The sequence below is a fragment of the Salipiger bermudensis HTCC2601 genome (assembly GCF_000153725.1).
Taxonomy (GTDB): Bacteria; Pseudomonadota; Alphaproteobacteria; order Rhodobacterales; family Rhodobacteraceae; genus Salipiger; species Salipiger bermudensis.
This window is the reverse complement of the sequence record NZ_DS022276.1, coordinates 1,810,302-1,834,560: the sequence shown is the minus strand read 5'-3', so window position 1 is coordinate 1,834,560 and position 24,259 is coordinate 1,810,302. Positions and strand designations below refer to the sequence as shown.

Sequence of the window (24,259 nt, the reverse complement as noted above, 5' to 3'; positions counted from 1 at the left end):
ACAGGCGGGGCGGCAGGGACTACATGCACGCAATGGCCAAACCGAAGACAGATCCGAACTACAAGGTGATCGCCGAGAACCGGCGCGCACGTTTCGACTACGCGATCGAGGACGATCTCGAGGTCGGCATCGTGCTGACCGGGTCCGAGGTGAAGTCCCTGCGCGAGAACACCTCGAACATCGCCGAGAGCTATGCGGCGGTGGAGGATGGCGAACTGTGGCTGGTCAACAGCTACATCGCCCCCTACGAGCGCGCCATGTTCGGCCACGAGGAGCGGCGCCGTCGCAAGCTGCTGGTCTCGAAGAAAGAGCTGGCCCGGCTGTGGAACGAGACCCAGCGCAAGGGCATGACCATCGTGCCGCTGGTGCTCTACTTCAACCACAAGGGCATCGCCAAGATGAAGGTCGGCATCGCCAAGGGCAAGAAGAACCACGACAAGCGCGAGACCGAGGCCAAGCGCGACTGGAACCGCCAGAAGCAGCGGCTGCTGAAGCAGGGCTGATCGACGCCGGGCTGGAGCCTTGCCAGCACGGTGCGCGCGCCGTTTGCTACGAGCGGAGTGTTCGGAGCAGGATGCGACGTCTCGCCTGCAGAGGCGGCCATCGTGGCCGCTGACCATTTCAGAACGACGCGTTCGCGACGCTGTGACAGAAGCCGAGACGGCTGGCACCGCGGCGTATTCGCGATGCGCTGCGGCCTGCGGCCTTTGGTCCGCGCGGGCGCGACGCTCGAACGTCGATCCATGTCACACCCCTGATTGAAGCCTATCACCCAACCGGCGGGGCGCTCCAAACAGCCTCGAGCCGCGTCCCACCCTTCGCGACGCGGCGGTCTCGGCCTGCGCCACCGGCCCAAGCCCTTGTATTGCAGGCCCCCGCGGCTTAGGAACGGCATCGACCCTGACTGCCCGGGAAGCAATACATGACGCAAGACGATCCCAAGACGCTTGTCTCGACCGACTGGCTGGCGGCCCATCTCAAGGATCCCGACCTGCGCATCCTCGATGCCAGCTGGTTCCTGCCCGGGTCCGACCGCGATCCGAAGGCGGAATATGCCGCCGCCCACATTCCCGGCGCGCGCTATTTCGACATCGACGATGTCAGCGACAATCGCTCCGAGCTGCCGCACATGGTGCCGCCCGTGGAGAAGTTCATGTCGCGGCTGCGTGCCATGGGCGTGGGCGACGGCCACCAGGTCGTGGTCTATGACAGCCAGGGGCTGTTCTCGGCGGCGCGGGTCTGGTGGCTGTTCAAGCTGATGGGCCAGACCGACATCGCCGTGCTCGACGGCGGTCTGCCGAAATGGCAGGCCGAGGGCCGCGAGACCGAGGACATGCCGCCGGTGATCCGCGACCGCCACATGACCGTGCGGCGCCAGAACCAGCTGGTGAAGGACGTGACGCAGGTCTCGGCCGCCGCCAAGCTGCAGGACACCGAGATCCTCGACGCCCGCGCCGCCATCCGCTTCCGCGGCGAGGCGCCCGAGCCGCGCCCGGGCCTGCGCGCCGGCCACATCCCGGGCTCGAAGAACGTCCCCTACACCACGCTGCTGAACGACGACGGCACGATGAAGGCGCCCGACGAGCTGCGCGCGGTGTTCGAGGCCGCCGGGGTGGATCTCGGCAAGCCCGCGATTACCTCCTGCGGGTCCGGCGTCACCGCCGCCATCCTCAACCTTGCCCTCACTGTCATCGGCAAGGACGACCATTCCCTCTATGACGGGTCGTGGAGCGAGTGGGGGCAATTCCCCACCCTGCCCGTCGCCACCGGAGAGCACTGATGTTCGAGAACCTCAAAGAGCAACCCGCAGACAAGATCCTCGCCCTGATGCAGGCCTATCGCGAGGATGACCGCGAGCAGAAGATCGACCTCGGCGTCGGCGTCTACAAGGATGCCAGCGGCAACACCCCGATCATGCGCGCCATCAAGGCCGCCGAAAAACAGCTCTGGGAAGCCGAGACCACCAAGGCCTATACCGGTCTTGCCGGCGATCCGGGCTTCGCCGACGCCATGGTCAAGCTGGTGCTGGGCGATGCCGTCCCTCGCGAGACCGTCGCGGCCGCCGCGACCCCGGGCGGCACCGGCGCGGTGCGGCAGGCGTTCGACCTGATCCGCATGGCCAACCCCAAGGCCCGCGTCTTCGTCTCGGACCCGACATGGCCGAACCACCTCTCGATCCTCAAGCACATGGGCATCGAGTTCATCTCCTACCGCTATTTCGACAACGAGACCCGCTCGGTCGATTTCGCCGGCATGATCGCCGACCTGCACCAGGTGATGCCGGGCGACGTGGTGCTGCTGCACGGCTGCTGCCACAACCCGACCGGCGCCAACCTCAACATCCCGCAATGGAAGGCCGTGATCGAGCTGCTGCTCGAGCGCGAGGCGGTGCCGATGATCGACATCGCCTACCAGGGCTTCGGCGACGGGCTCGACGCCGATGCCGAAGGCGTGCGCATGGTGGCGGAGAAGATGCCGGAAGTGCTGATCGCCGCGAGCTGCTCGAAGAATTTCGGCATCTACCGCGAGCGCACCGGCCTGCTGATGGCGGTGAGCAAGGATGCCGGCCAGCGCAAGCTCAACCAGGACAGCCTGAACTACCTGAACCGGCAGAACTTCTCCTTCCCGCCGGATCACGGCGCGCGCCTGGTCACCATGGTGCTGACCGACGAAGAGCTGCGCGCCGACTGGGCGGCGGAACTGGAAGAGGTGCGCAACTCGATGCTGGGCCTGCGCGAGCAGCTGGCCTCGGAACTGCAGCGCCTGTCGGGCTCGGACCGGTTCGGCTTCCTAGCCCAGCACCGCGGCATGTTCTCGCGTCTCGGCGCCACGCCGGAGCAGGTCGAGACGCTGCGCCGCGATCACGGCATCTACATGGTGGGCGACTCGCGGCTCAACATCGCCGGTCTCAACAAGACCTCGGTGCCGATCCTCGCGGAAGCCATCGTCAAGTCCGGGATCTGATCCCTCTCTTACAAAGCGGAGCGGGGCCTGCGGGCCCCGCCCATGTCGTCTCGCCGCCGGGACTTTGCCCGTCGTCTCGGCGCCCCTTGGCTGGCCTGACACCCATGTCCCTGCGAGGGTCGCGTGTCAGCCATGCTCGGCCAGGCTGTCCCGCGGTGCCTCGGCCCGGTCCTCCATGCCGTAATCGCGCAGCACATGGCAGACCCGCAGGCGGTAGCCCTCGAAGATCTCCTCCCGCCCCTTGCGCTGCGCCCCGCGATGCGCCGTCAACTGCCGCCAGCGCTGCACCGCCGCCTCGTCTTCGAAGAAGCTGATCGAGAGCAGCTTGCCAGGGTTGGTCAGGCTCTCGAAGCGCTCGACCGAGATGAATCCCTCGACCCGCGCGACCAGCGGCCGCATCGCGGCGGCAATATCGAGATAGGCGTCGCGCTGCCCCTCGGCGGGGGTGACTTCGAAGATGATGGCGATCATGGCTGTCCTCCGTTTGGCCCAGTCTGACGCGATCCATGCGGCGGGCCAAGGGGATGGCGACGTGGGAGGTCGAGTATTTGGAACGTAGAGAAGACAGGACCTTGCGCCCATGGGAGACGCGGCGCTTGCGGTAACGCCACGGCCTCTCTTGCCTGTGCCATGGGGGCGTGCGACGGTCAGCGATGGAGGACCGAGACATGCTTGAGACCACCGAGGCCCCGATGACCGTGACCCACCTGCCGCAGACAACCGAGCCGCGCAATCCCGGCATGCCGCTCGACATGGAACGGGTGATGCGCAGCCGTGCCAACCGCTCGGCCATCGAGCGCCGCGCCTCGAGCCTGCCCGGCCGGCGCAGCCTCAAGAAGGATTTCCAGGCGGCCTGGCTCGCCCGCGCCATCTCCTGCATCGACCTGACCACGCTGGCCGGCGACGACACCCCGGGCCGGGTGGCACGGCTGTGCGCCAAGGCGAAACAGCCGGTGCGCGAGGATCTGCTCGAGGCGCTGGGGCTCGAGGGCCTGACCACCGGCGCGGTCTGCGTCTACCACGACATGATCGGCCCCGCGGTGCGCGCGCTTCAAGGCAGCGGCATCCCGGTGGCGGCGGTCTCGACCGGCTTTCCCGCCGGGCTCTCGCCCTTCCCGCTGCGGCTGGCCGAGATCGGCGAGAGCGTCAAGGCCGGCGCCCGCGAGATCGACATCGTGATCTCGCGCCGGCGTGTGCTGACCGGCGACTGGGAGGGGCTCTATGACGAGATGCGGCAGTTCCGCGAGGCCTGCGGCGAGGCGCATGTGAAGGCGATCCTCGCCACAGGCGAGCTTGGCACGCTGCAGAACGTCGCCCGCGCCTCGATGGTGTGCATGATGGCCGGCGCCGATTTCATCAAGACCTCCACCGGCAAGGAAAGCGTCAACGCCACCCTGCCCGTCAGCCTGGTGATGATGCGGGCGATCCGCGAATATCACGAGGAGACCGGCTACCGCGTCGGATACAAGCCCGCCGGCGGCATCTCCAAGGCCAAGGACGCGATCACCTACCTGGCGCTGGTCAAGGAAGAGCTCGGCGACCGCTGGTTGCGCCCGGACCTGTTCCGCTTCGGGGCCTCGAGCCTGCTCGGCGATATCGAGCGCCAGCTCGAGCACCACGTCACCGGTGCCTATTCCGCCAGCTGGCGTCACGCCATCGGCTGAGGCGGCATGGGCGATTGCCCGTTTGGCGGGCACCATCCGACACGAATGATTATCCGGCATGCAGTTTGAGCGGCATCCAACGCTTCTCCCTTTGCCACCCGCCACCGAAACGCCTACCGTCCGGTCAAATTTTAAACAAAAGCCAGGGGGCCTTATGACCGACAGACGCACGCTTCTCACCCAGTTCAGCCGCCGCCGCATGCTCATGGGCACGGCAGGTTTCGCCGCGGCCGCGGGCGCCGGTGTCCTGCCCTCGCGCCTGCTGGCGCAGGAGCCGATCTCGGTCGCGGGGATCTACACCGTGCCGGTGGAGCAGCAATGGGTGAGCCGCATCCACATCGCCGCCGAGGCCGCAAAGGCTGCCGGCCAGATCAGCTACAGCTTCTCGGAAAACACCGCCAATACCGATTATCCGCGCGTCATGCGCGAATATGCCGAGGCCGGCGCCAAGCTCATCGTCGGCGAGATCTTCGGCGTCGAGCAGGAGGCCCGCGAGGTGGTGCTCGACTATCCCGACACCGCCTTCCTGATGGGCTCGTCCTTCATGCCCGATCCGGCCTACCCGAACCTCGCGGTGTTCGACAATTATATCCAGGACGCCTCGTATCTCTCGGGCATCATCGCCGGCGCGCTGACCGAGACCGGCAATATCGGCATGGTCGGCGGCTTCCCGATCCCGGAAGTGAACCGCCTGATGCACGCCTTCATGGCCGGTGTCCGCGAGACCGCCCCCGGGGCCGAGTTCCAGGTCAGCTTCATCGGCTCGTGGTTCGATCCGCCCAAGGCCAAGGAAACCGCCTTCGCGATGATCGAGAACGGCGCCGACATGCTCTACGCCGAGCGCTTCGGGGTCTCGGACGCGGCGCAGGAACAGGGCATCCTCGCCATCGGCAACGTCATCGACACGCAGGCCGACTATCCCGACACCGTCGCCGCCTCGGCGCTCTGGCATTTCGAGCCGACCCTGCAGGCGGCGCTCGCCAGGGTCGCAGATGGCAGCTTCGAAGCCGAGAATTACGGCGTCTACAGCTTCATGAAGGAAGGCGGCTGCTCGCTGGCGCCGCTCGGCACCTTCGAGGGCAAGGTCCCACAGGCGGCGCTCGACCTCGTGGCCGAACGGGAGGCTGCCATCAAGGCCGGCACGTTCACCGTCGAGATTGACGACAGCGAGCCCACCTCCTCCTGATGACAGCACAAGACACGGCGCAGGGCGAGACCGTCCTGCGCCTCTCCGGCATCACAAAGCGCTTCGGCGCGCTCACCGCCAACGACGCGATCAGCTTTTCGCTGGCGAAGGGCGAGGTCGTGGCGCTCTTGGGGGAGAACGGCGCCGGCAAGACCACGCTGATGAACATCCTCTTCGGCCATTACACCGCCGACGAGGGCAGCGTCGAGGTGTTCGGCCAGGCCCTGCCGCCGGGCCAGCCCGGCGCGGCGCTGGCCGCGGGCGTCGGCATGGTGCACCAGCATTTCACCCTCGCCGACAACATGACCGTGCTCGAGAACGTGCTGCTCGGCACTGGATCGCTGTGGTCCCCCGGGCTCGGCAAGCCCGCCGCGCGGCGCAGGCTGCAGGCACTGGCCGAGGATTTCGGCCTCGTGGTCGATCCCGACGCCCGCGTGGCCGAGCTTTCCGTGGGCGAGCGTCAGCGGGTCGAGATCCTCAAGGCGCTTTACCGTGACGCCCGCATCCTGATCCTCGACGAGCCCACGGCGGTACTGACGCCGCAGGAGGCCGACGCGCTGTTTCTCACCCTGCGCAAGATGGTGGCGCAGGGGCTGTCGGTGATCTTCATCTCGCACAAGCTGCACGAGGTCATGGCGATCTCCTCGCGGGTACTGGTGCTGCGCCACGGCAAGCTCGTGGGAGAGGTGGCGACACGTGACACCGACCGCCACCAGCTGGCCACGCTGATGGTCGGTGCCGAGATCACCGCCCCTGCCCCCGCCGAGGCCCGCCCCGGCGCGGTGCTGATGCGGCTCGATCGCGTGAGCACGCAGCCGCGGGGCAACCGCCCCGGGCTCGACGCGGTCGATCTCGATATCAAGGCCGGCCAGATCCTCGGCCTTGCCGGGGTCTCCGGCAACGGCCAGGGCGCGCTCGCCGACCTGATCTCCGGACTGGACGCGCCCGCCTCCGGCACACTCGAGATCGCCGGTCACCCGGTCTCCGGCTGGAACCCGCGCAGCGCCCTCCACTCGGGCATCGGCCGCATCCCCGAGGACCGCCACCGCACTGGCACGGTGGCCGATTTCACCCTGACCGAGAACGCTGTTCTGGAAAGCTACCGCGACGCGCCCAACGCCCGCGCCGGCTGGATGGACTGGTCCGCCGCCCGCAGCAAGACCGAAGCCATCATCGCCAAGTACGACGTGCGCTGCCCCGGCCCCGAGGCGCGTATCCGCCTGCTTTCGGGCGGCAACATGCAAAAGCTGATCCTCGGCCGCGTGCTCGAGGCCGCGCCGCGCATCATCCTCGCCAACCAGCCGGTGCGCGGGCTCGACATCGGCGCCGTGACCTATGTGCAGGAACAGCTCATCGCCGCCCGCGACGCCGGCGCCGCGGTGCTGCTGATCTCCGAGGATCTAGACGAGATCCTGACGCTCTCCGACGTGATCCGGGTGATCTCAGACGGCCGCCTGTCGCCTGAGTTCGCCCGCGGCGAAAAGACCCCGGCCGAGCTCGGCCAATGGATGGCCGGACAGGGCTTCGACCATGCCGCCTGATCTCTCCCATCCCAGACCGACGCCCCTGTCTTCTTCTGGCCAGAAATATCCCGGGGGTCCGGGGGCAGCGCCCCCGTTCCGCCCCCTCCGCCAGGTGCAAAACTGATGCGACTAGACCCCATCGCCGCCCCGTCCCCAGCCCGCGCGCTGGGCCTTCCGGCGCTCGCCATTCTCGCCACCATCGCGCTCGCGGCAGCACTCGCCGCGATCGCTGGCGCCAACCCGCTCGAGACCTTCGGACTGATCGTCAAAGGCGCCGTGGGCTCGAAATTCGCCACGCTCGAGACGCTCAACCGCGCCACGCCGCTGATCTTCACCGGGCTTGCCGTAGCCGTGGCCTTCCGCGCCCGGCTGTGGAATATCGGCGCCGAGGCGCAGCTCTATGCCGGCGCGCTGATGACCGTTGTGATCGGCACCCAGCTGGGTCTTCCCGGCCCGCTGGCGATCCCGCTGATGGCGCTCGGCGCCATCGTCGCGGGCGCGCTGGTGCTGCTTGGCCCGGTGCTTCTCAAGACCCGGCTCGGGGTCGACGAGGTGGTCACCACTCTGCTGCTCAATTTCATCATGGCGCTGTTCATCTCCTACCTGCTCGAGGGCCCGCTCAAGGACCCGATGGGCATGGGTTGGCCGAAATCCCCCGCCCTGCCCCGCGATGCCCGCCTGCCGCGCATCGTCGAGGGGCTTCGGCTGCACTGGGGCTTCGCGCTGGCACTGATCTGCGCCGCCGGCGTCTGGGTGATGCAGACCCGCACCACTCTGGGCTACGAGATCCGCGCCGTGGGCCAGAACCAGCAGGCGGCGCGCTTCGCCGGCATCCCGGTGGGCCGGGTGCTGATCAAGACCGCGCTGATCTCCGGCGGGCTCGCGGCACTGGCGGGCTTCTCCGAGGTCGCGGGGCTCAAGGGCAACCTGACCTCCGACCTCAGCCCTGATTTCGGTTATACCGGCATCATCGTCGCCATGCTGGCGCTGCTGCACCCGCTTGGCGTGGTGGTCTCGGCGCTCTTCGTCGCGGGCATCTTCGTCGGCGCCGACAGCATGTCGCGCGCCGCCGATGTGCCAACCTACATCGCCGACATCCTGCTCGCCGCGGCGCTGCTTTTCATGGTGCTGGCAATCCTTCTCACACGCTACCGGGTGGTGCGCGGATGACCGAGATCGTCGATATCCTGATCTCTGCCAGCTTCTGGGCGGCAGTGCTGCGCATCGCCTCGCCGCTGATCTTCGCCACCATGGGCGAGCTGATCTGCGAGCGCGCCGGCGTGCTCAACCTCGGCATCGAGGGCATCATGGTGATCGGCGCCTTCGCCGGCTGGATGACGGTCTATGCAGGCCTCGGGCTCTGGACCGGCGTCGCCGTGGCGATGCTCGCCGGCATGGCCTTCGGCGCCCTGCACGGGGTGCTGACCGTACCCTTCGGCCTGTCGCAACACGTGGTGGGCCTTGGCATCACGCTCCTGGCCACAGCCTCGGCCTACTACGCCTACCGGCTTGCCCTGCCCGAGGTCACCAACCCACCGCGGATCGAGCCGTTCCAGCCCCTGCACATCCCGGGCCTGTCGGACCTGCCCTGGCTCGGCGAGGCGCTGTTCTCCCAGACCGCGCTCACCTGGGCCGCCTTCGCCTGCGTGGCCGTCGTCTCGCTGGTGCTCTATCGCACCCCGCTCGGCCTCGCGCTGCGCGCCGCCGGAGAGAACCCGCACGCGGTCGAGGCGCAGGGCCTGTCGGTCGGTGCGATCCGCATGGGCGCGGTGATCGTGGGCTCTGGGCTGATGGCGGTGGGCGGCGCCTTCCTGACCATGTCGGCCTTCTCGTCCTTCTTCTTCGAGATGGTCAACGGGCGCGGCTGGATCTGCATCGCGCTGGTGGTGTTCGGCGCGTGGAAGCCCGGCAAGGCGCTGCTGGGCGCGCTGCTCTTTGCCGGGTTCGACGCGCTGCAGGTGCGGCTCCAGCAAACCGGCATGGGGCAGGTGGTGCCCTACCAGGTCTTCCTGATGATCCCCTACCTTCTGTCGATCCTCGCCCTGATCCTGATGTCGCGGCGCGCCCATGTGCCCGCCGCCCTGATGACCCCCTTCAACCGCGGAGAACGCTGAAATGGCCAGCTTCGACATTCTCGTGACCGGCGGCACCCTGCCCGACGGCACCGTCAAGGACATCGGCATCACCGGCGACCGCATCGCCGCCATCGGCGACCTGACCGGCGCCCAGGCCGGCGAGGTGATCGACGCGTCCGGCGATCTGGTGTCGCCCCCCTTCGTCGACCCGCATTTCCACATGGATGCGACGCTGAGCTACGGCACGCCGCGGATCAACGCCTCCGGCACGCTGCTCGAGGGCATCTCGCTCTGGGGCGAGCTCAAGCAGATCGCCAGCGTCGACGAGATGGTCGAGCGGGCGCTGGCCTATTGCGACTGGGCGGTGAGCATGGGGCTCCTGGCAGTGCGCAGCCATGTCGACACCTGCGACGACGACCTCAAGGGGGTCGAGGCGCTGCTGCATGTGCGCGATGTGGTCAAGCCCTATCTCGACCTGCAGCTCGTGGCCTTCCCGCAGGACGGCTTCTACCGCGACCCGACGGCGCGCGCCAACACGCTGCGCGCGCTTGACATGGGGGTCGACGTGGTGGGCGGCATCCCGCATTTCGAGCGCACCATGGCCGATGGCGCCGCCTCGGTCCGCGAGCTCTGCGAGATCGCCGCCGAGCGCGGGCTTCTGGTCGACCTGCATTGCGACGAGACCGACGACCCGATGTCGCGCCACATCGAGGCGCTGGCCTATGAGACCCAGCGGCTCGGGCTGCAGGGGCGGGTGGCGGGCTCGCACCTGACCTCGATGCACTCGATGGACAACTACTATGTCTCGAAGCTGCTGCCGCTGATCGCCGAGGCCGAGATCGCGGCGATCCCCAACCCGCTGATCAACATCACCCTGCAGGGGCGGCACGACACCTTCCCCAAGCGCCGCGGCCTGACCCGGGTGAAGGAGATGCAGGCACAAGGCATCACCGTCGGCTGGGGGCAGGATTGCGTGCGCGATCCGTGGTATTCGCTCGGCACCGCCGACATGCTCGACGTGGCCTTCATGGGCCTGCACGTGGCGCAGATGACCTCACCGCAGGAGATGGCGCGCTGCTTCACCATGGTGACGGAAGAGAACGCGAAGATCATGCATCTCGACGGCTACGGGCTGGCACCGGGCGACACCGCCTCGCTGGTTGTGCTCGACGCAGGCAGCAGCATCGAGGCCCTGCGGCTCAGGCCTGACCGGCTCTGCGTGATCTCGAAGGGCAAGGTGGTGTCGCGCCAGGCCCGCAACGATGCCCGCCTCGCGCTTCCGGGCCGGCCGGACAGCGTACGGCGCCGGCACAAGATCTCCGACGGCTAGCGCCTGGTGACAGGGGCGGACGGGGGCGCTGCCCCCTGTCTCACCGGCGGCGCGCCTTCAAAAGAAGAGAGGGGGCCAGCCCCCTCTTGGCCTGCGGCCAATTCACCCCCGAGGTATTTTTGAACCAAAGAAGCCAGCAGCGCTGCGCCCCTGGCTTCTCTTCGTCAAAAATACTCCCGCCGGAGGCCGGCCGTCCCGTGGGGCAGCGGTGATCATTGGCAAGGGCGCGGTCAGGCGACCATGCGCTCCGCCTTCTTGAGATCGACCGAGACCAGCTGAGAGACGCCCTGTTCCTGCATGGTGACGCCGAACAGCCGGTCCATGCGCGCCATCGTCACCGCGTGGTGGGTGATGATCAGGAAGCGCGTGTCCGTGCGGCGGCACATCTCGTCGAGCAGGTCGCAGAAACGGGTCACGTTAGCGTCGTCGAGCGGCGCGTCGACCTCGTCGAGCACGCAGATCGGCGCCGGATTGGCAAGGAACACCGCGAAGATCAGCGCCAGCGCGGTCAGCGTCTGCTCGCCGCCCGAAAGCAGCGACAGGGTCGAGAGCTTCTTGCCCGGCGGCTGGCACATGATCTCGAGCCCGGCCTCGAGCGGGTCGTCGCTCTCGACCATCACGAGATTGGCCTCGCCACCGTTGAACAGGTGTCTGAACAGCATCGAGAAGTTGCTGTTCACCTGCTCGAAGGCGGTGAGCAGGCGCTCGCGCCCCTCGCGGTTCAGCGAGGCGATACCGGCGCGCAGCGTCTTGATCGCCTCCTCGAGATCCTGCTTCTCGGAGACCAGCTGGTCGTGCTCCTCGCGCACCTCCCGAGCGTCTTCCTCGGCGCGCAGGTTCACCGCGCCAAGGCTGTCGCGCTGACGCTTGAGCCGGTTGACCTCGGCCTCGATCTGGTCCGACGGCGGCATCTCGTCCGGGTTGGCCTCGAGCCGGTCGAGCAGCTTCGACGGCGTGGTCTCCTGCTCATCCTCGATGCGCTCGGCGGCGGCATCCACCGTCTCGCGCGCCGCCTCGACCCGGGCCTCGGCCCGGGCACGGGCCTCGCGCGCCTCGGAGGCGCTGCGCTCGGCGTCACGCTCGGCGCCGATGGCCTCACGCAGCTGCGTTTCGGCCTGGGCCAGCGCGTCGCCCGCCACCGCCTTGCGCTCCTCCGCCTCGGTGATCGACTGGCTCATCTCTTCGCGCTTTGTGGCAAGCTCCGCCGGGGCCGCAGAGGCCCGCTCAAGTTCCGTCTCCGCCGCCGCCTTGCGCTCCTCGAGCTCGTCGGAGCGGGTGCGCGCGGTCTCGAGCCGGTGGCGCCAGCCCGAGAGGTCCTTGGTGACCTGCTGGCTGCGCGCCTTGCGGGCATCGCCTTCGCGGCGCAATTCGTCATGGGCCGAGCGCCTGGTCATCATGGTCATGCGCGCCGCCTCGACGGTCATCTTGATGTCCTCGGCCTCGGCGCGGGCGGTTTCGAGATCGTCGAGCTCCTCAAGCGCGCGTTCGGCCTCGAGCAGCTGCTTGCGCGCGCCGGTGGCCTCGTCCTCGTGACGGGTCACGGTCATCGCGAGGCTCTCGAGCTTGCCCTCGGCGAGGTTGCGGTCGGCCTCGGCGCGGTTCATCGCGCGGGTGCTTTCGTTGAGCTGCTGGTCGGCCTCGCGCCGCGCCTCGCGCGCCGCCTTGTCGGCGCGGGTCAGCTCGGCCAGCCGCATCACCAGCGCCTCGTGGGCAGTGCGCATACCCTCGACGCGGGCCTCGGCGGCCGCCATCTCCTGCTTGAGCTCCTCGAGCCGGTTGAGCTGCTCGAGCCGCAGCGCAGCCGCCGAGGGCGCATCCTCGGCCCAGGCGCGGTAGCCGTCCCAGCGCCAAAGATCACCCTCGGGGCTGACGAGGCGCTGGCCAGGTTTCAGAAGCGGTTGCAGGCGCGGCCCGTCATCGGCCTCCACGAGGCCGATCTGGCCCATGCGACGCTCGAGCACCTCGGGCACCGAGACGTGGTTGGTCAGCGCGGTGATGCCGGGCGGCAACGGCTGGTCGCCATCGTAGGGCGGCAGCACGGTCCAGCCGGAGGGGCCGTCGGCATCGACCTCGGGCGCCCGCAGGTCGTCCGCCAGAGCCGCGCCGAGCGCCTTCTCGAAGCCCTGCTGCACCTGCAGGCGATCAAGGATCTGGCCGCCCTCGGCGGTGTCGCGCTCCAGCAGACGGGCCAGCGCGGTGACCTCGGCGCGCAGCGCATTGAACTCGCCCTCCGCCTCCGAACGCTCGGCCCGCGCCTCGGCCTCGCGCGACTGCGCGTCAGAGCGCGCCTCGTCGGCATCGGCCAGCAGGGTCTCGCAGCGCTCGGCCATGTCCTGCGCCTCCTCGGCACGGGCGCGAGCCTCGCTGACGCGATCGGTCGATTCTTCCAGCGTCTCCTTGGCGGCGGCCACGGCCTCGCGGGCGCGGGCGGCCTCGCCCTCGTGACGATCGAGCATGCGACGGGCATCGGACAGGAAACGTTGCGCCGACTGGTGGCGGGCGGCAAGCCGGGCGACATCCTCGGTGTATTGCGTCAGGTCGGCCTCGCGCTCCTGCAGCATGGCGGAGGCCTCGCTGGCCGCTTCCGCGGCCTCAGAAACCCGCGCATCATGGCCGGCACCGGCGGTCTCGAGCTCCTGCGCCTCCCGCTCGAGCCGCTCGATGGTCTCGCCCGCGTCACGGTTGAGCCCGGCCTCGCGCTCCATGTCGCGCGCCATCTGGTCGATGCGGCGGGTCAGCGCGGCGATGGTCTCGGCGGCCTGCTTTTCCTGATCCGCCAGCGCGTCGCGCTGCACGCCAAGGCGCTGCAGGATCGCCACCGCGATGGCCTCTTCCTCGCGCAGGGAGGGCAGCGCTTCTTCGCGCTCGGCCCGCAGCTTGGCGGCGGCGCGGGCGGTGCCCTCGGCCTGCGCCGCGGCGGTGACGCGCTCACGATGCTCGGCCTCGGCCTTGAGCCGGGCCTCGTCGGCTTCCTTCCAGCGGCGGTAGAGCAGCAACCCTTCTGCGCGGCGCAGGTCGGTGCCGATGGCGCGATAGCGCGCTGCCTGCTTGGCCTGCCGCTCGAGCTGCGACAGCTGCGCGGCCAGCTGCTCGATCACGTCATCGACGCGCAGCAGGTTGGCCTCCGTGCCGTTGAGCTTCAGCTCGGCCTCGTGGCGACGCTGGTAGAGGCCCGAGATGCCGGCGGCTTCCTCGAGGATGCGGCGGCGGTTTTTCGGCTTGGCGTTGATCAGCTCCGAGATCTGCCCCTGCCGGACCAGCGCCGGCGAATGGGCGCCGGTGGAGGCGTCGGCGAACAGCATCTGCACGTCGCGGGCACGTACGTCCTTGCCGTTGGTCTTGTAGGCCGAGCCCACGTCGCGGGTGATGCGGCGCACGATTTCGAGCTGGTCGCTGTCGTTGAAACCGGCGGGCGCCAGACGGTCGGAATTGTCCATCGTCAGGCAGACCTCGGCGAAATTCCGCGCCGGGCGTGACGAGGCGCCGGCGAAGATCACGTCTTCCATGCCGGAGCCACGCATCGCCTTGGCCCGGGTTTCGCCCATCACCCAGCGTAGCGCCTCGAGCAGGTTGGACTTGCCACAGCCATTCGGCCCGACAACGCCGGTTAGCCCCTCGGAAATGACGAGATCAGTGGGGTCGACGAAGCTCTTGAAGCCCGTGAGTCTGAGGCGGGAAAATCGCAAGTCTGGCTGCCCTGATTCCTGATTGTCGAGTATTTTCGCTGTCCGCTCGGGGGCGAGTCAAACGCTTTGCGCTGCATATCGCGGAAGGCCGCTTATTATCCACAAGATATTGCGCACACACCGTGAAAACGAGTTCTTGACGAAACGCGTGTTAGCGCTTTTCATCGCTGAGCCTGCGAGGAGCTGCCCCATGCCTCTAGCCATTCGACCGATCTCGCCCCGCGACCCGCGCGCGCGGGCCCTGCTGAGCGAAAGCCACGCCCTGATGAACGCGTTGTTTCCGCCGGAAGAGAACCACTATCTCGACATCGACGCGCTTTGTGCCGAGGGCATTACCTTCTATGGCGCCGAAGAGGAAGAGGGCGGGGAATTGCTCGGCTGTGCGGCGCTGGCCCGGCGCGACGGCTATGGCGAGGTGAAGTCGATGTTCGTGGCGCCGGTGGCGCGCGGGATCGGCGTGGCACGGCGGCTGCTGTGCCATATCGAGCACGCGGCACTGGCCGAGGGGCTGCCGATGCTGCGGCTCGAAACCGGCGACAAGCTGGCCGCCGCGGTGTCGCTCTACGAGGACTCGGGCTTTACCCGGCGCCCGCCCTTCGGGGCCTACGAGGACAGCCCTTCGAGCATTTTCTACGAGAAGTCCGTGGCCGAGCCCGCGCGCGGCTGATCCGGCCCTCTCGCCCTCTGCGCCCCTGCACCGCGCCTCAGTACCCCCGACACTCAAGCTCTGCGCTGCCGCCGAGCCCGGCGCTGGCATAGCCGCTGAAGATCGCGCAGGAGATGCGGCCCCGGCGGGGCTTCTTCGGGGCGGGCGCGCCATCGCAGGACAGGCCCATCACCAGCACTGCGGGATCGCCGATGACCCAGTCCGGTTCGCAGCCGGTCTGAAGGAAGGCGGCCTTCTGCGCGCGCTCGGCAATCGGTTCGAACCGGGCCGGGAATTCCGGGCTGATGCGGGTCGCCTCGGCCATTGCTCCGTTTACCCGCAGGAGAAAGCGCGAGCCCTCGACCTCCACCCGCTGCGCCGGAACGCCGCGAAACCCCGGCCCGCCCGTGTTGCAGGCGGAGGTCAGCAAGAAAACCGTGAGCAGCACCCTTCTCATCCCGCAGCATAAGCAGGGATTGGTTAACCAGCCCCTAACCACGATGAGCCCGGCAATCGGTGTGCGCACTTGTCGCGGGTCTGACCGCCTTAACATTCCCATTTATGAATGTATAATACATTCCGTACAGCGAATTTATGGGAGGCCGTCATGGCACGCACGCTTGCACGCCCCGCAGACACCTACTCGCCGACCTATTTCCTCGCGTCGCTGGGCGCGGGCGGTACGGCGGTCTCGTTCTTCATGTACCTGATGTTCTGGGTGCCCCACCCCGGGCAGGCCGTCCCGATCTTCGAGGACATCGCCGCCGCCTGGGCCGGGGGGCTGCTGCCGCAACAGGTGGCGATCGTGGTCGCGATGCTGGGAATCGCCGTCTTCGCGGTGCTCAACATCAAGTCGCTGATCTGGAACCTGCGCAGCTTCAGCGCCTTCAAACAGACCGCCGCATGGCAAGAGATGAAGCAGTCCAACACCGAGAGCTCGGTGCTCGCGATGCCGCTGGCGCTTGCCATGACGGTGAATGTGGGCTTCATCCTCGGGCTGGTCTTCGTGCCCGGCCTGTGGTCCGTGGTCGAGTATCTCTTCCCCTTCGCCATGGTGGCCTTCGCGCTGATCGGCGTGCTGGCCTTCCGACAGCTTGGCGGCTTTCTCGGCCGGGTGCTGTCGAAGGGGGGCATCTTCGATGTCACCGCGCATAACTCCTTTGCCCAGCTGCTGCCCGCCTTTGCCATCGCCATGGTCGCCGTGGGCTTCGCCGCCCCCGCCGCCATGAGCGGCAACCCTGTGACCGTCGGCACCGCACTGGTGCTGTCGACCTTCCTCGGCGTGACCGCGATGATCTACACCGTGATGGCCGCGATCACCGCTCTGAGCTCGATGCTGCATTACGGCACCGCGCGCGAGGCCGGCCCGACCCTGCTGATCATCGTGCCGATCATGACCGTGCTCGGCATCATGTTCCTGCGCCAGGCGCACGGGCTGCACACCACCTTCGACGCACATGGCAATGCCGGCGAGACGCTGGTCTTCCTGGCCCGAATGCTCTCGGTGCAGGTGGTGTTCCTGCTGCTGGGGATGACGGTGCTGCGAGCCCAGGGCTATTTCCGCGACTTCGTGCTCGGTCCCAAGACCTCGCCCGGCTCCTACGCGCTGGTCTGCCCTGCGGTGGCGCTGTCAGTGATGCTGCAGTTCTTCATCAACAAGGGGCTGGTGGCCGCCGGCATGGTCGACAAGTTCAGCCTCGCCTTCTGGGCGCTGACCGCCGTGGCGCTGATCGCGCAGGCGCTCGCCGTCTGGCTGGTGCTGCGGCTCAACCGCCAGCACTTCGGGCGCCGCGAGGAGATCGCAGTGGCGGCGGAGTGACCTGGCCAGTCACCGAGGCCACAACAGGAAGGGCCGAAGGCACACCTTCGGCCCCCTGTCGTGACACACGAGAAACCCCGAGTCCTGCCTTTCGCGAAATCCCGTGTCGCGGCATGGTGATGGAACGGGGACGCTCCAGCGTGGTTCTCCCTGCAGCCCAGAGGAGTGCCCCATGTCCGATCCCATGCCCCAACGCGAGACCCGACCCCGCCGCCCGCTCGGGCCCGACTGGCGCTGGCTGCTGGTCCTCGGCGCGCTGCTCATCGTCGGCGGGATCGTCGCCTTCCTGAACCCCTTTGCCGCATCGCTGACCGCAGTGGCCATCGCGGGCAGCATCCTCTTACTTGGTGGAGTCCTTCAGCTGTGGATCGCGTTTCAGGATGACGGGCCCGGCTCTGCGCGGCTTGTCTCGGGGCTGCTGGGCTTCATTGTGCTCGCCTTCGGCGTCGCGCTGCTGGCCAACCCCCTCGCCGGAATCGTCTCGCTCACGCTGATCATCGCCGGGTTCTTCATCGCCGTCGGGCTGCTGCGCGTCCTGCTCGCCTTTCACCTGCGCGAGCGGCGCGGCTGGGGCTGGCTGGCGTTGGCCGGGGCGATCTCCGTGGCCCTCGGCCTCTGGATCATCTTCGCCATCCCGGAAGCCGGTGGCGGCATCCTCGGGATCTTTCTCGGTATCGAGCTGCTGACCTCCGGCATCGGCGTTGCGGCGCTGGCCTGGCGGCTGCGCTAGCGCCGCCTCAGAAGCGGATCTCGACCTCGGGCAGATCGAGCGTGCTCATCAGGTCGCGCAGTTCCTGACGCGCCGCCACGTTCGAAATATTCAGCTGCTTGACGCCGATATCCTTGAGATCGAGCAGCGTCAGGCCACGCGGGAACAGTTCGCGGAAGATCACCCGCTCGGAGAACCCCGGCGCGATGCGGAAACCGATGCGCTTGGAAAGACGCTCGAGCGCTTTCTCCATCTTCATCTTGTTGATCATCTGCTGGGCGCCGAGGCGGTTGCGCAGCACGATCCAGTCGATCGGCTTGAGCCCGGCCTGTGCGCGCAGCTGCCGGGCATTCCAGACCATCTCGGAATAGACCGACGGGCCGAGGATCTTCTCGCCGTCGCCGTCGATGCGGGCCAGCAGGTCAAAATCGATGAAGCTGTCGTTGAGCGGGGTGATCAGCGTGTCGGCGAGCGTGTGCGCCACCTGGCTCAGGCGGGTGTGCGAGCCGGGGCAGTCGATCAGGATGAAATCGCTGTCAGCCTCGAGCATCGAGACCGCCTTGCTCAGCCGATGATCATAGGCGTTCTCGCCGGGCGCCAGCTCGGAGGGATCGACCTGCGGCAGCTCCATGTAATGCGGGCTGGGCAGCTCGAGCCCCTCGCTCTCGAGGAAGCGGCGGCGGTTGTCGCAGTAGCGGCCGGTGGTCTGCTGACGCAGGTCGAGGTCGAGCGCCCCGACCCTGTAGCCCAGCCGGGCAAGCGCGGTGGCCACATGCATCGAGACGGTGGATTTGCCCGCCCCGCCCTTCTCGTTCCCGACGACGATGATATGTGCCACGCTACCCTCTTGTCCTGATGACCACATGTACCGCTGTGGACCTGGTCGAGCTACCGTATCTGGTGGGAGCCAACAAGCAAAGTCTTGCCGATGGCGCAACGGCAAGGCAAGCCCCGACCGTGTTCCACGTGCCGCAAATCCGACCGCGGGACAGAAAAAAGCCCGACCAGTGGCCGGGCTTCTTGGAATTCTCGGGGACCTTGCGGGTCAGTGCAGCTTGGCACCGACTTCGGCGATCGACTCGTCGATCATCCGGTCCTTGTCTGCAGCGCTGGTCTGCTGCGCGATGACATCGCGGGCAGCCGCCACGGCCACGATTGCGGCACGGTCGCGCACTTCCTTCACGGCCGATGCCTGAGCCGAAGCGATGTGGTCGTCGGCGGCAGCGAGACGGCGTGCGATGGCATCCTTGAGGTCCTTGCGGGCCTGTTCGGCGGCGATCTCGGCCTCTTCCTTGGCGTTTGCAACGATGCGGTCCGCCTGTGCAGAGACCTCATGCTGCTGGCGCTCGTAGGAGGCAAGAAGCGTCTGGGCCTCTTCACGCAGCGCGCGCGCTTCGTCGAGCTCGTTGCGGATGTCGTCGGCGCGCTTGTCCAGCAGCTTTCCCAGCATGCCCGGGACCTTGAAGTAGGCCAGGACAGCAAGGAAGAGCAGGAAACCGAGCAGCACCACGAAGTCGGTGTTGCGCAGCGAGAAGAACGGGCCGGACGCCGCCAGCGCGGGGCTGGCAAGGCTTGCGCCAAGGGCGCTGGTGATGATCAGCTTACGCATCGGCTCACCCTTTCATCCGGTTGTCGACAGCCGAAGAGATGGCTGCCTGATCCGCCTTGCCACCAAGGGCTGCCACGATGGCTGCCGCGGTGTCCTTTGCGACGATCTCGACATTCGCGAGGGCCGAGGCACGGATTTCGGCGATGGCCGCTTCCGACTCGGCGGTCTTTTCCGCGATCTGGGCGTCCGCTTCGCGGGTCGCCTCGTCGAGTTGCGCCTTGATCTCGTCGCGGGTCTGCTGACCGATGGCCTGGGCCTCGGCACGGGCATCCGCGAGCGCCTTGTCGTACGCCGCTTCGGCGTCGGCGGATTGGCGCTTCAGCTCCTCTGCGGCGGCGATGTCATTCGTGATCGTGCCCTGGCGCTCGGCCAGGACGGATGCGATCCGCGGCAGAGCGATGCGCGACAGCACGAAGAAAATCACCACAAGCGTGATGACAAGCCAGAAGACCTGGTTCGGGATCCACTCAGCGCACAGCTGGGGCATGCCGATGGCAGAGCCATGGCTGTCCACGCAGGCGCTCGCGAATTCTCCGGCGATGGGTTCTGTCGCCATGTCGTCCTCCGTCGGAACGTTGTCTCTACATCGGGCGGCCCGTCAGGGACGGGACCGCCCGCGCGTAAGGATTTTCGTTCCGTCGATTAGACGGCGAACATCAGCAGCAGAGCAACGAGGAAGGAGAAGATGCCCAGTGCTTCGGCGAATGCGATGCCGATGAACAGGGTCGCGGTCTGCGAAGCAGCAGCCGAGGGGTTGCGCAGCGCGCCGGCGAGGAAGTTCGCGGCGACGTTGCCCACACCAAGTGCGGCGAGACCGGTGCCGAGACCTGCGAGACCTGCGCCGATGTGTGCGAGTTGACCTTCCATGGTGGTATCTCCTTACGTGTGGAAGTGATCGATAGGGGTGTTCTGCGGGGTAGAGCGGGGCGCGGGCCCCGCCGCTACGTCAATGGTGCGGATGCAGTGCGTCCTTGAGGTAGACGCAGGTGAGGATCGTGAAGACGTAGGCCTGAATGAAGGCCACCAGAACCTCGAGACCGTAGATCGCGGTGATCGCGACGATGGTCAGCGGCGAGATCGCGGCGACGGCAGCGAAGCCTGCGAACACCTTGAGAACCGCGTGGCCCGCCATGACGTTGCCGGCAAGACGAATGGAGTGGCTGACCGGGCGCACGAAGTACGAGATGATCTCGATGATCGCCAGGACCGGGCGCAGCGCCATCGGCGCCGACGACACCCAGAACAGGCTCAGGAAGGAGGCACCGTTCTTGACGAAGCCGAGGATGGTCACGCCGAGGAACACGCAGAGCGCCAGAACCACGGTCACCGCGAAGTGCGAGGTGGTGGTGAAGCTCATCGGGATCAGGCCGAGGAAGTTGGCGATCACGATGAACATGAACAGCGTCATGATGTAGGGGAAGTAGACGAGCCCGTCCTTGCCGGCCACGTCCTCGACCATCTTGTGAATGAAGCCGTAGGCAAGCTCGGCCACCGACTGGCTGCGCGAGGGAACGACAGCGCGGCGCGAGGTGCCGAACACCATCAGCGCGACGATCACGAGGATCGCGATCAGCATCCACAGGGTGACGTTGGTGATGGTGAACATGCCAACCGCACCGTCGCCGAACAGCGGCTTGACGATGAACTGGTCCATCGGGTGGAAGACGAGACCACCCGTTTCGGCGGCGTTCTCTGCGCCGTGTCCGGCCATCTCAGCACCGTGCGTTGCTTCAGTCGCCATTGCGATCCCTCTTCTCGTCTTCTCCGGCCTGCTTGGCCAGTTGCGCCTGCTGGATTTCGGCGGCGCTGCGCAGCATCACCCGGATACCCGCCACGACCCCCAGCAATGTGAACAGCACCATGAGGAACGGGGTGGTGCCAAACAGCACATCAAGCCCGTATCCGATGCCAAAACCGATCCCGAGACCGGCAACCATCTCCGTGACCATCCGCCAGGCGAGCTGTGCCTGGGAATAATGTTCCTCCTGATGGACCTTGTCGCTTTCCCGGGCGGCCTTGGCCGCCGCGATCTTCGCCTCCAGCGCATCGAGTTGCTGCTTCGGATCGGGGTCGCTCACTGTTCAGTCCAAAAGGAGTTTCGCGATGTTGCTATGCGGCGGAGCGCCCCGAGTCAAGAACCGGTGAACAGACGATCAAGACACCTTAAGGCTCTGATATCTAATGTTTTTAAATTCACACCCTCTCTCACATCAAAGCCCCCGGCGCCAGGTTAGCGCCAACGGAGGCGCCATTCCTTATTCAACTGCGCGGTTGAGCATGGCCGAGACCGGCTTGACGATGCCATCGGCGGCACGGCTTATGGCGACATGACCGACACGCTCTCCGCCGTTTTTGCCGCCCTCGCAGACCCGACCCGCCGCCGCATCCTCGCGATGCTGCTCGAGGACGACATGGCGGTGACCGACGTGGCAGACCCCTTCGAGATGTCGCTTGCGGCGGTCTCCAAGCACCTCGCCATCCTCGCTGCGGCCGGACTGATCAGCCAGGAAAAGCGTGGCCGCGTGAAATGGTGCAAGCTCGAGCCGGATGCGCTGCGCGAGGCCTCGGTCTGGATGGTGGGGTTCGGGCTTGTCGAGCCGGTCAATCTCGACGCCTTCGAGCGTTTCCTCGCCGAGGAGCTCGGAACCGGGCCTGCGATCCAGGACCAGGACCGGGTCTGACCGTCACTCGTTCTTGAGCAGCAGCAGCAGCGCCACCACGGTCAGCGCCACACCAACGAGGATCACCGCCGGCGGCACCCCCTGCCCCAGCACCAGCGTCCAGAGGATGACCCAGGACGGGGTGAGGTAGGTATAAGCCATGACCTTGGCCGAGGGCAGGCGCAGCGCCGCGAACTGCAGGAGCACGAAAGTGGCCGCGGTGGCGGCGATGGCAGTGTAGGCGATGGTGATCCAGACGATCGGCGGCAGCGCTGTCCAGTCCGTCGCCATCAGCGCGGGCCACCCCCAGATCAGCAGCATTGCCGTACCCGCAAGGTTGGTCCAGAGCGTGAAGACCAGCGCCGGCTCACCACGGTTCAGCTTGCGCACGAGCGGCGCATAGACGGCGTGGGCGGCACAGCCGACGAAGTAGACCGCCTCGCCGCGCCCGACGCCGAACCGCAGCGCCGCCTGAAGGCTGCCGTCGAAGATGACCCACAGCGCGCCGACGGCGCCCACCGCGAGGGCCAGCGCCATCCGCCCGGTCATGCGCTGACGCATCAGCAGCCAGCCGAAACCCGCCGCCATCAGCGGCGTCAGGGTGAAGACCGCCGACATGCTCACCGGGGCCGCGGTCTTGAGGCCTTCGAACATCAGCACGAAATACGCGATCATCAGCCCGCCAAGCACGAGGTAGCGCCACGGCGCCTCAAGCGAGGCGCGTGTCACCTTCCCGCTGGCAGCCGCCACGCCCGACAGGATCAGCCCTGCAAGCACGAAGCGCACCGCGTTCAAAGCCGTCGGCGCGATATGCGGCGCCGCGAGCGATCCCATGGCGAAAGAGCCCGCGACCAGCGCCGAGAAGCTCAGCATCGCGAGGTGGCCCTGACTTGCCGGGCTCACGCCTTGTCGCGCTCCGTCGCGTAATCCTTGAGATGTTTCAGGAAGGCCTGAACCTTGGGAGTCCGGTGCAGGTCGACATGGGTCACCAGCCACAGCGGCGAGGACCAGTCTTCCTGCGCGGGCAGGATCTGGACCAGATCGGGGTCGGCGCGGCCCTCCTGCTCGGCCATGAAGCCGAGCCCGGCGCCGGCACGCACCGCCTCCTGCTGCACGCGACCGTCCTCGGCGCGGAACACCACGCGCTCGAACGGGACGTGCTTCTTCATCCAGATAGCGTAGGGCGCGCGGGAATCGGGATCGTCATAGCCGACGAAATCATGGCTCTGCAGGGCCTCGACACTGTCGGGCTTGCCGCGCCGCTCAATGTAGCTGCGCGCCCCGAAAAGCGCCACCGCCTGCCGCGCGAAGGGCTGCACCACGTTGTCCGGCTCCTGCGGGGCAGAGCCCGCCCGGAGCGCCACGTGGGCCTCGCCGTATTCAAGCCGGAAAAGACGCGTGCCGGTCAGGTAGCGCACCACGATTTCGGGATGAGCCTCGCGGAAGGACTCCAGCGCCCCGACCATCAACGGCGAGAAATTGATCAGCGACGTGACGAGAAGTTCGCCCGAGACCCCCTCGCCCTGCCCCTTGATGCGACCGGCGAGTTGCTGGAACTGGTCATCTGTGGCCTGCGCCACCCGGGCCAGATCCTGCCCGGCCTCGGTGGGGGTATATCCGCGGGCGTGGCGCTGGAAGAGTTTCACGCCCATGCGCGCCTCGAGCGCGTCGATATGCCGGATCACCGTGGCGTGGTGAACTCCGAGAACCTCGGCCGCGCCGCTGACGGTTCCCAGTCGCGCCACCTGGTAGGCGGTGCGGATCTCATCCCAGTTGGTCATTCTAGGTCCACGCTTCGGATCACACTCAACCCGGTATGGTACGAACCATCACCGCGTTGCAAGCACGCGACGGGAAAAGAGATTCTCCGGGCAGCATGCCGGCGGGCCGGGCGGAAGGCCGCGACACCGGAAAGATCGTCGATGCCCAAGAAAAATGCGCCCTCGCAAGCGGGGGCGCATCTCAAATTCTCTGCGACGGGGCGGTACGACCCCGACGTGCTCAGCAATGAGCTCAGTCGCTGGTCGAGCTGCTGCTGCTGCTGCTGGACGAGCCGTCCGACGACGACGCGATCAGAGCGATCAGCGCGGCGCCACCGACGATGGCCGCGATGGTCCCTGCGTCCGACGACGAGCTTGCCGGAGCGGCCAGCGCGTAGGGATCGTCTTCCACCACGACTTCGGTCGGGCCAGCTGCGTATGCTGCGGAGGAAGCAACCATGCCGAGGATGGCTGCGGAGGTCATAAGAGACTTCAGTTTCATTCTTCACCTCAAAAATGAGCGTTTCTCGTACTTTCCTTAGCGGCAAAAGGCCGAATCGACCAGCCTGAATTCTCGCACCGGCAGCATTCCGCGCGCAAAATAACCACCTGTGCTATTTTTGCGCAG

At 67.2% G+C, this 24,259-nt stretch carries 25 protein-coding genes; 13 read left to right on the top strand and 12 right to left on the bottom strand.

The genetic code is table 11. The features are described from left to right. Positions 1-32: 32 nt before the first annotated feature. The 3 genes from smpB (at position 33) to R2601_RS08680 (ending at position 2,964) form a co-directional block, all read left to right on the top strand. Positions 33-503 (top strand): SsrA-binding protein SmpB, encoded by a 471-nt coding sequence (smpB, locus tag R2601_RS08690; protein ID WP_007796699.1) that lies wholly within the window; start codon positions 33-35, stop codon positions 501-503. A gap of 419 nt (positions 504-922) precedes the next feature. After that, positions 923-1,780, top strand: a complete 858-nt coding sequence (sseA, locus tag R2601_RS08685) for a 3-mercaptopyruvate sulfurtransferase (protein ID WP_007796697.1) — start codon at positions 923-925, stop codon at positions 1,778-1,780. After that, on the top strand, positions 1,780-2,964 hold the full coding sequence (locus R2601_RS08680; protein WP_007796694.1) for an amino acid aminotransferase: 1,185 nt from the start codon (positions 1,780-1,782) through the stop codon (positions 2,962-2,964). The genes sseA and R2601_RS08680 overlap by 1 nt, the downstream gene beginning before the upstream one ends. 126 nt (positions 2,965-3,090) lie before the next feature. Here R2601_RS08680 and R2601_RS08675 read toward each other — a convergent pair whose 3' ends face one another. After that, positions 3,091-3,435 carry an antibiotic biosynthesis monooxygenase family protein gene (locus R2601_RS08675; RefSeq protein ID WP_007796693.1) on the bottom strand — a complete coding sequence of 115 codons (345 nt, stop codon included), beginning with the start codon at positions 3,433-3,435 and terminating at the stop codon, positions 3,091-3,093. Positions 3,436-3,632: 197 nt separating this feature from the next. Here R2601_RS08675 and deoC point away from each other — a divergent pair, with 197 nt between their 5' ends. The 6 genes from deoC (at position 3,633) to R2601_RS08645 (ending at position 10,742) form a co-directional block, all read left to right on the top strand. After that, a complete protein-coding gene (gene deoC, locus R2601_RS08670) occupies positions 3,633-4,628 on the top strand; it encodes a deoxyribose-phosphate aldolase (protein ID WP_007796690.1) in 996 nt (331 codons plus the stop codon). 154 nt (positions 4,629-4,782) lie between these two features. Then, positions 4,783-5,814: a BMP family protein gene (locus tag R2601_RS08665; protein ID WP_007796687.1), complete on the top strand. Its 1,032-nt coding sequence runs from the start codon at positions 4,783-4,785 to the stop codon at positions 5,812-5,814. Continuing rightward, entirely contained in the window at positions 5,814-7,355 is a 1,542-nt protein-coding gene (locus R2601_RS08660) for an ABC transporter ATP-binding protein (protein ID WP_007796684.1), read from the top strand. Before R2601_RS08665 ends, R2601_RS08660 begins: the two co-directional genes overlap by 1 nt. Positions 7,356-7,460: 105 nt before the next feature. Further along, positions 7,461-8,507: an ABC transporter permease gene (locus tag R2601_RS08655; protein WP_007796683.1), complete on the top strand. Its 1,047-nt coding sequence runs from the start codon at positions 7,461-7,463 to the stop codon at positions 8,505-8,507. After that, entirely contained in the window at positions 8,504-9,451 is a 948-nt protein-coding gene (locus R2601_RS08650) for an ABC transporter permease (protein WP_007796680.1), read from the top strand. The genes R2601_RS08655 and R2601_RS08650 overlap by 4 nt, the downstream gene beginning before the upstream one ends. Position 9,452: 1 nt before the next feature. After that, entirely contained in the window at positions 9,453-10,742 is a 1,290-nt protein-coding gene (locus R2601_RS08645) for an amidohydrolase family protein (RefSeq protein ID WP_007796678.1), read from the top strand. 230 nt (positions 10,743-10,972) lie between these two features. Here R2601_RS08645 and smc read toward each other — a convergent pair whose 3' ends face one another. Further along, a complete protein-coding gene (smc, locus tag R2601_RS08640; protein WP_007796676.1) occupies positions 10,973-14,428 on the bottom strand; it encodes a chromosome segregation protein SMC in 3,456 nt (1,151 codons plus the stop codon). Between the two features lie 190 nt (positions 14,429-14,618). Between smc and R2601_RS08635 the strand changes: the two genes are divergently transcribed. Further along, the gene (locus R2601_RS08635; protein ID WP_007796673.1) at positions 14,619-15,095 is read left to right on the top strand and encodes a GNAT family N-acetyltransferase; all 477 of its coding nucleotides are present in this window, start codon (positions 14,619-14,621) and stop codon (positions 15,093-15,095) included. A gap of 37 nt (positions 15,096-15,132) precedes the next feature. Here the strand turns inward: R2601_RS08635 and R2601_RS08630 are convergent, their stop codons facing one another. Then, on the bottom strand, positions 15,133-15,531 hold the full coding sequence (locus R2601_RS08630; protein WP_040544517.1) for a hypothetical protein: 399 nt from the start codon (positions 15,529-15,531) through the stop codon (positions 15,133-15,135). A gap of 150 nt (positions 15,532-15,681) precedes the next feature. On the opposite strand from R2601_RS08630, the gene R2601_RS08625 reads away from it, so the two are divergent. Beyond that, complete coding sequence (locus R2601_RS08625; RefSeq protein ID WP_007796669.1) at positions 15,682-16,893, top strand: TsoY family (seleno)protein; 1,212 nt, start codon at positions 15,682-15,684, stop codon at positions 16,891-16,893. A gap of 172 nt (positions 16,894-17,065) precedes the next feature. Next, positions 17,066-17,623 carry an HdeD family acid-resistance protein gene (locus R2601_RS08620; RefSeq protein WP_007796666.1) on the top strand — a complete coding sequence of 186 codons (558 nt, stop codon included), beginning with the start codon at positions 17,066-17,068 and terminating at the stop codon, positions 17,621-17,623. A 7-nt stretch (positions 17,624-17,630) separates the two neighbouring features. On the opposite strand, the gene R2601_RS08615 is transcribed toward R2601_RS08620, so the two are convergent. The 6 genes from R2601_RS08615 to R2601_RS08590 all read right to left on the bottom strand — a co-directional run bounded on the left by R2601_RS08615 (position 17,631) and on the right by R2601_RS08590 (position 21,289). Continuing rightward, entirely contained in the window at positions 17,631-18,440 is an 810-nt protein-coding gene (locus tag R2601_RS08615; protein ID WP_007796664.1) for a division plane positioning ATPase MipZ, read from the bottom strand. A gap of 207 nt (positions 18,441-18,647) precedes the next feature. Then, on the bottom strand, positions 18,648-19,211 hold the full coding sequence (locus tag R2601_RS08610; RefSeq protein WP_007796661.1) for a F0F1 ATP synthase subunit B: 564 nt from the start codon (positions 19,209-19,211) through the stop codon (positions 18,648-18,650). A 4-nt stretch (positions 19,212-19,215) separates the two neighbouring features. Further along, positions 19,216-19,767, bottom strand: a complete 552-nt coding sequence (locus R2601_RS08605; RefSeq protein ID WP_007796658.1) for a F0F1 ATP synthase subunit B' — start codon at positions 19,765-19,767, stop codon at positions 19,216-19,218. Positions 19,768-19,853: 86 nt separating this feature from the next. Further along, on the bottom strand, positions 19,854-20,078 hold the full coding sequence (locus tag R2601_RS08600; protein WP_007796655.1) for a F0F1 ATP synthase subunit C: 225 nt from the start codon (positions 20,076-20,078) through the stop codon (positions 19,854-19,856). Positions 20,079-20,157: 79 nt separating this feature from the next. Beyond that, the gene (locus tag R2601_RS08595) at positions 20,158-20,952 is read right to left on the bottom strand and encodes a F0F1 ATP synthase subunit A (protein WP_195903843.1); all 795 of its coding nucleotides are present in this window, start codon (positions 20,950-20,952) and stop codon (positions 20,158-20,160) included. Next, positions 20,942-21,289 (bottom strand): AtpZ/AtpI family protein, encoded by a 348-nt coding sequence (locus tag R2601_RS08590; protein WP_007796646.1) that lies wholly within the window; start codon positions 21,287-21,289, stop codon positions 20,942-20,944. The genes R2601_RS08595 and R2601_RS08590 overlap by 11 nt, the downstream gene beginning before the upstream one ends. Positions 21,290-21,538: 249 nt before the next feature. On the opposite strand from R2601_RS08590, the gene R2601_RS08585 reads away from it, so the two are divergent. Beyond that, complete coding sequence (locus R2601_RS08585) at positions 21,539-21,892, top strand: ArsR/SmtB family transcription factor (protein ID WP_007796643.1); 354 nt, start codon at positions 21,539-21,541, stop codon at positions 21,890-21,892. Between the two features lie 3 nt (positions 21,893-21,895). Here R2601_RS08585 and R2601_RS08580 read toward each other — a convergent pair whose 3' ends face one another. The 3 genes from R2601_RS08580 to R2601_RS08570 form a co-directional block, all read right to left on the bottom strand. Beyond that, positions 21,896-22,744, bottom strand: coding sequence for a DMT family transporter (locus R2601_RS08580; RefSeq protein ID WP_007796640.1), 849 nt, complete (start codon positions 22,742-22,744; stop codon positions 21,896-21,898). 26 nt (positions 22,745-22,770) lie between these two features. Beyond that, positions 22,771-23,652 (bottom strand): LysR family transcriptional regulator, encoded by an 882-nt coding sequence (locus tag R2601_RS08575; RefSeq protein ID WP_007796637.1) that lies wholly within the window; start codon positions 23,650-23,652, stop codon positions 22,771-22,773. Positions 23,653-23,884: 232 nt separating this feature from the next. Beyond that, a complete protein-coding gene (locus R2601_RS08570; RefSeq protein WP_110740005.1) occupies positions 23,885-24,133 on the bottom strand; it encodes a hypothetical protein in 249 nt (82 codons plus the stop codon). Between the last annotated feature and the right edge of the window lie 126 nt (positions 24,134-24,259).